2 tRNA genes and 2 rRNA genes are annotated in these 616 nt (G+C 47.7%); all 4 read left to right on the top strand.

Annotated elements, in window-relative coordinates:
- Positions 1–98: ribosomal RNA gene (locus AC1D0Y_RS29700) — 23S ribosomal RNA — on the top strand; the annotation flags it as partial.
- A 62-nt stretch (positions 99–160) separates the two neighbouring features.
- Positions 161–276: ribosomal RNA gene (gene rrf / locus AC1D0Y_RS29695) — 5S ribosomal RNA — on the top strand.
- A gap of 114 nt (positions 277–390) precedes the next feature.
- Positions 391–466, top strand: a tRNA-Val gene (locus AC1D0Y_RS29690).
- 4 nt (positions 467–470) lie between these two features.
- Positions 471–546 (top strand) — tRNA-Thr (locus AC1D0Y_RS29685).
- Positions 547–616: the final 70 nt, after the last annotated feature.

The raw sequence follows: 616 nt of genomic DNA, 5'->3' as shown, positions 1-616 counted from the left end.
AGTAAGATCCCTGAAAGATGATCAGGTTGATAGGTCAGAGGTGGAAGCGTGGCGACATGTGTAGCTGACTGATACTAATCGATCGAGGACTTAACCAAACTTTAAAAGCGTAAGCTTTACTCAGCAAACWGTTAYCTAGTTTTGAGAGARCAATCTCTTGTCTGGTGGCGATAGCGAAGAGGTCACACCCGTTCCCATACCGAACACGGAAGTTAAGCTCTTTAGCGCCAATGGTAGTTGGGACTTTGTCCCTGTGAGAGTAGGACGTTGCCAGGCGATGAATAAAACCCCTTATGAGTCTCTTGTAAAGAGCATAGGGGTTTTTTATTTGAAATAGTTTATTATGAGTATTCAAAATAACGCTTATTAACGCGCTTAGATAGATTCTTTGGAGGATTAGCTCAGCTGGGAGAGCACCTGCCTTACAAGCAGGGGGTCGGCGGTTCGATCCCGTCATCCTCCACCAYCGTGCCGGTGTAGCTCAACTGGTAGAGCAACTGACTTGTAATCAGTAGGTTGGGGGTTCAAGTCCTCTTGCCGGCACCATTTATATCGGAGGGGTAGCGAAGTGGCTAAACGCGGCGGACTGTAAATCCGCTCCTTCGGGTTCGGCAGT

The organism is Priestia sp. P1_B12_1 (assembly GCF_056406695.1).
The sequence above is the reverse complement of the archived record's forward strand: the minus strand, read 5'-3'. Positions and strand labels throughout refer to the sequence as shown.